The organism is Bradyrhizobium sp. UFLA05-153 (assembly GCF_054185185.1).
This window is the reverse complement of the sequence record NZ_JBBIAM010000246.1, coordinates 1-5,131: the sequence shown is the minus strand read 5'-3', so window position 1 is coordinate 5,131 and position 5,131 is coordinate 1. Positions and strand designations below refer to the sequence as shown.

Sequence of the window (5,131 nt, the reverse complement as noted above, 5' to 3'; positions counted from 1 at the left end):
CCTGCACCCAGACGAAGTAGAGGCCGGCGAGCGCTGCGCTGCTCGCGAGCAGGCCGATGATCGGCACCGTCCGATGCGCCGACCAGGCGTAGACCAGAACCAACGTAAGAAGGGCTGTCAGCAGCAGCTGCGCGATCATCGGTATAGCCTCCGCGCAAAGAGATCGATCAGGATGGTCAGCGCATCGGTGATGCGTTGACCCTTGCCCAGCGAATAGACGCTGTACTCGATGTTCACCGGCACCTCGACAAAGCGCAGGCGGCTCTGCACGATCTGGTGCAGGATCTCGGACGCGTGCGCCATTCGGTTCTGTCGCAAGGAGATCGCGCGGGCACCGCGCGCGGTCATCGCCCGAAGGCCATTGTGGGTATCGGTGACCGGCAGTCCGGTGCTCGCGCGCGTGAACCAGATCGCGGCGCTGAGCAGGAGGCGGCGCGACACCGGCAGATTTCCGGGCGCGCCGGTGAGAAAGCGGCTGCCGAGCGCGAAATCGATGCCGGGCTGCTCCATCGCCTCGAGCAACGCCGCGATGGCCGCGGGGGAATGCTGGCCGTCGGCGTCGAACGTGACGAGTGCATCCGCACTCTGCTCGAGGGCGTAGTCGATACCGGTCTGCAGCGCGGCGCCCTGGCCGAGGTTGATCGGATGCCGAACGACGACCGCGCCTGCGAGCAACGCGACGTCGCCGGTGCGGTCGGCGGAGCCGTCATCGACCACGACGACCGCGTATCCGGCGCGGCGAATGCCGGACACGACGCTGCCGACCACCGGCGCTTCATTGTACGCTGCGACAACGACCCAAGGATTGCGAAGCCGACCGATCATGTCTCATCAACCCACAACAAGCACAAGACCGCAGGCGATCACCGCGATTCCTGCCAGGAGACGGGCCGACAGCGGCTCGGCGAACACCAGCGCACCGAGGATTGGCGTCAGCGCAAACGCGACCGCCACGAACGGATACGCGCGCGACAGCGGCGTGAACGTCAAAAGCCAGACCCACAGGACGGACAGGGCAGCATAGAGCACGATCGCGCCGATAAACGGTGCGTTCCGCAACAGCAGCAGCGCACGCGTGGACAAGGGGTACCCGTCGCTGAGGCGCATCGCGGCGGCCTTGAACAGGAGCTGGCCCGCCGCCATGCCGGCCGCGTAGGTGATGAGCAATGCGATCTGGCCGAGGTTGAGGCGCTCTGTCATGGGAGGCTCTTGTCCGAAGATGGGGGCGCCTTGCTCAAGACCACGCGCATCGCGTCGAACAGGTTCACCGGAATGGCGAACCGGTTGCCGGTCGGGCTGGCCGCGATCTTGCGGCCGAGCATGCGACCGACCTGAAAGGCGATCAGCGAGAACGGCACGAATTTCCAAGGGTGATCGGAACTATCGACGCGGAGGCCGACCGAATGGGCCAGGGACGCGATGCTGTCACGGTTGAAGAACCAAAGGTGCTGCGGAGGCGTCATCAGCCGCCAGTGCGCGCCGGTTGACCGCGCCGCCAAGGAGCCGAAGTCACCAGTCGTCAGCACGATGATTCCGTCCGGCCGAAGATGGTCCGCTAACAGCGCAAGGGCGCGCTGCGGGTCGGGCAGATGCTCGATAACGTCGAGGAGAATGATGACATCCAGGGTGCCAAAGGACTTGAGAGTCGCTTCGCTCAGTAGGCCGCAGACGACGTTCAAGCCGAGATCGCCAGCATGGGCCGCCGCGGCCTCCGCCGGCTCGATGCCGCTCACCTCAAAGCCGGAACGGCGGGCTTCATCGAGAAAGAAGCCGTAGGCGCAGCCGATCTCGAGCAGGCAGCCCTGTGGCTTGCGGTGCTTGATGAATTCGACCGTGCGGACGAACTCGCGCCGCAACACGGATTCGGCGCCGCGATAGTCGGCGTAGCCGTCGGGCTGACGGCCGGAAAAGTAGCCATCGTCATAATAGGCAAGGGCATCGAAGCTCGATGCCTCGGTGCGTCCCAGTCCGCAGTCATGACACTGCAGGATGTCGCAACCGTTCTTTGGGTAAAGAAACTGATGCGACGTCGCCCGACTGCACGCGGGGCACTTAAGCGTCAGCGCAGTTTGGTCGTTTGGCATCAGCACGTGCGCACCTTCAGAGCGAACAAAAAAACGCCTCCGGTGCCGAACTGTTCCTCCTGGCGAACGGCAACGGGGTCGCAGGCTGCCGGGCTCGCAGTTGCGAAATAGATCGCGCTCCACGCTCTCGCCGGAGATGGAGCTCATCTGTCAATCGGCTTGCAAATTGACCAAGCGCTATCCTTGTATTGCCGAAACCGCGCTGAAAAACCGGCAGAAGCAACCGTTCGATCCAAGCCATCTGCCGATCTTCGGCAGACAGACTTCGATATCGTACTCAGCGGTATGCTCCCGGCGGCGGTAAACGGAATCCGGAGGTAAGGGTAGCCGTGAGACAACAATGGCTCATGATAGCGCTTCTGCTTCGCATTTCGAAATGCCCCGTGCGGCCATTGATTGCGGAAGGGCTGAAATCGCGGCTCCGCCCTGGCGATTGGCGGAGATATTGAAGTTGATCGCCGAGGAGTGTGCGACTGATCTTTCCGCGATCTCGTGACTTCCGGGGCCTAGGCTATGTGAAAACTCAAAAAAGTCGAAGCGCGACGACAGTATTCTCGGGTACTATTTCAAAATTGAATGGGCTTGCGTGTGAGCGCCAAAAGCGGCCTTGAACCAATAACTAGTTCTATCGCGATCAAGAGGCTTCGAACTTTTGGTAGACGTTGAGGGCTATAGCCGCCCGCCTCAGCGCAACGGGCGGATCCTGCTGCCACTTGGCTAACGTCGGACGCGACGTCGCACTATGACTGGTGTGGTGCAAGGTAGGGCGACAACGGAATTAAATGTCAGCACCTTTGTTTTGGTCACGACGCTCTTCTGCGCCCTGCAATTCCCTCTGCGCTTGGTTCCAGAACTCGTCTTCGCGTCCTTCGGGTTTGCCCGCCTGCTCCCACAGCTCGAACGCGCGTTTACGTATCTGCTCTTCGGTCGGCTGAGCCATGATGAATTTTCCCAGAGCGCAGGTCCCGCCCTGTGCAGGAGGTACAAGGCGGGACCGCCGGGCCATTTTTGCTTGTGGCCCAAACAGCCAATTCGGGCTTAGGAGAGTCGTTCCTTCAGCTATGCCGCCGCTCTATCTTCACGTGCTACAGTTTTGAGCGCAGCCAGTCGCTCGCCGCTGCAACGCCCTCGCCTCATCACGGCGCCCGCATCCTTAACGTGCGGACTTTCACCCGTCCTCCTCAATCCAGCCGGTTGCGCGTGGGGAACCATCCAACAACGTTTCTACGTTCGAGTGGAAGTCCCTCATGAGTAACGAGCGGAACAGCCACCGTACCCCCGTCGTACTTTTCGCGATTGCGGTGACAATTGCGATACTCGCGGCGTTTGTCACGCTTGAGCGGATCTACACAAGGACGGCTTACAACGAGACTCCGCCTGGCACGACGGGCCTCGCTAAGCCACGCCCGCCACTGGACTGCGCTCCAGGTCAGCCGGTGCTAGACAACTGAGCGGCGACCTGTCCTGCCGGTCGGTGACCCCCAGGTAAAATCTCCAAGGGGCACATCCGAGGAGCACTCAATATTCCAGCGGTGCAGGCCGACGGCGCAGTCAATTGCGACAACAGCGAAACGTTCGTGTCGATGTTCTGTCCACTGGATAACTCCTTGCGAGCGAAGCGCCGCACCAGCGCGAACCTCTCAAAAAAAGGGCGGCCGCTGGGCCGCCTTTCCCCTTCCTTATGTCAAAAGAGATTACTGGCAGAGATGTTGCCGGCCGTCCGGACCCTTGAACGTGGCGCCGGGCGTGCAGGCAAGTTTGTTGTGGTCGGCGTAGGTCTTCCAGTCGCGGCCGCCATAGCCGTAGCCATAATAGTTGTAACTGTTGTCGAAGGCTCGGAAGGGCGCAGTTGCGATCGCCCCCGCGGTCGCGACCGCGCCGCCCACGACATTGCCCGCCACCTCACCGGGCCCGGCAGGCCTGCGATACACCCTCCCGCCCGGCAAGGCGGCGTTGGCGCTGCGCATCCGCTGGTTTCGGTAGGTCGCGTGACGCTGAACGTGGCGCTGGCCTTTGGCGAGAGTTTGAGATTCCTTGGTCTGGACCTGAGTGTACCTCCCGCCTTTGGCCATTTTACCCTCGGCCATCGCCGGACTCGCGAGCACGGAGACGACAATGGCCGCGCTGCCGAGGATGGCAAGACTTGCAGTCTTCAATCTCGTCATTGGACGTTCCCTCTCTTGTGATTTGTGATCGAGGAAAGTACGGAGGTCCGACGAAAGTTCCACACCGAGTGATGGGCCTTTCAAGTTCCCGAGAAAAAAATCAGCCGGCGCCCAGTCCGCTTTCCGTCGGAGCCATGCTTCCTTGTCGATCGAGTACCAGCCTGCCGGCTCGAACCGGGACACGACGAACACCACCGACGTGTCGTTCAACCAGAGACGAACAGGAAACGCCATCCTTGCTTTTCGGGGAAGCGAACCGGGATAAACGGCACGTTGCGGCGGCCTAATTCGTCTTCCAGTCCCTTGGCACGATTGTGCCAATCGTTTGTATCCCTGGTTCATCCGCAATCGCGTCGCGACTTCAAGGGGCTGGCATATACGTTGGGTGGCACAGCACGGAAGCGGCGGGTGAGCCGAGACGCAAGCAGACTGATCAACTGTCCCGCTCTAACCCGCCGCAACGGCGTGGCCGCCGCGCACCTGCGCGGTCAGCCACATCAGCCAACCGGTTATCGCGATAACCGCAAGATAGACCAAAAGCTGCTGCGTCGGCTGTTCGGTATAGCCGACTGCTGGCCCATCAGCGAATGACCGCGCGCCGCGTCCGGACTCGGGGGCATTGCAGACTAGATTTGCTCACACTGAGTTCTTCGCATTTTGACCCTGGCTGTGTAAAAACGCGAAAGATCGAAGCGCGGCGAGAACTACATTCTTCAATTCGCCTTTTAAATTGAGCGTGCTTTCGAGTTTGAGTGCTAGGACGGTCTTGGACGCATAACTTCTTCTATCGCCACCATGTGTCTCGGCGTTTTCACACAGGTGCGCCGGGAGACCGGCAAGGAGTAGGTGGTGCAAGTCCACTACGATGAAGGAATAGCGAAC

The 5,131-nt window shown here is 61.2% G+C and carries 6 protein-coding genes; all 6 read right to left on the bottom strand.

The genetic code is table 11. The features are described from left to right. Positions 1-135: 135 nt before the first annotated feature. Positions 136-825, bottom strand: a complete 690-nt coding sequence (locus Q2941_RS50640) for a glycosyltransferase family 2 protein (RefSeq protein ID WP_458197396.1) — start codon at positions 823-825, stop codon at positions 136-138. Positions 826-831: 6 nt separating this feature from the next. Beyond that, positions 832-1,200 (bottom strand): DMT family transporter, encoded by a 369-nt coding sequence (locus tag Q2941_RS50635; protein ID WP_458197395.1) that lies wholly within the window; start codon positions 1,198-1,200, stop codon positions 832-834. Then, complete coding sequence (locus tag Q2941_RS50630) at positions 1,197-2,231, bottom strand: class I SAM-dependent methyltransferase (protein WP_458197394.1); 1,035 nt, start codon at positions 2,229-2,231, stop codon at positions 1,197-1,199. Before Q2941_RS50630 ends, Q2941_RS50635 begins: the two co-directional genes overlap by 4 nt. Positions 2,232-2,862: 631 nt before the next feature. Beyond that, positions 2,863-3,024, bottom strand: coding sequence for a DUF2934 domain-containing protein (locus Q2941_RS50625; RefSeq protein WP_458197393.1), 162 nt, complete (start codon positions 3,022-3,024; stop codon positions 2,863-2,865). A 754-nt stretch (positions 3,025-3,778) separates the two neighbouring features. Then, positions 3,779-4,483, bottom strand: coding sequence for a hypothetical protein (locus Q2941_RS50620; RefSeq protein ID WP_458197392.1), 705 nt, complete (start codon positions 4,481-4,483; stop codon positions 3,779-3,781). A gap of 402 nt (positions 4,484-4,885) precedes the next feature. Then, positions 4,886-5,131, bottom strand: a 246-nt coding sequence (locus tag Q2941_RS50615) for a hypothetical protein (protein WP_458197391.1), incomplete at its 5' end; no start/stop codon positions are given.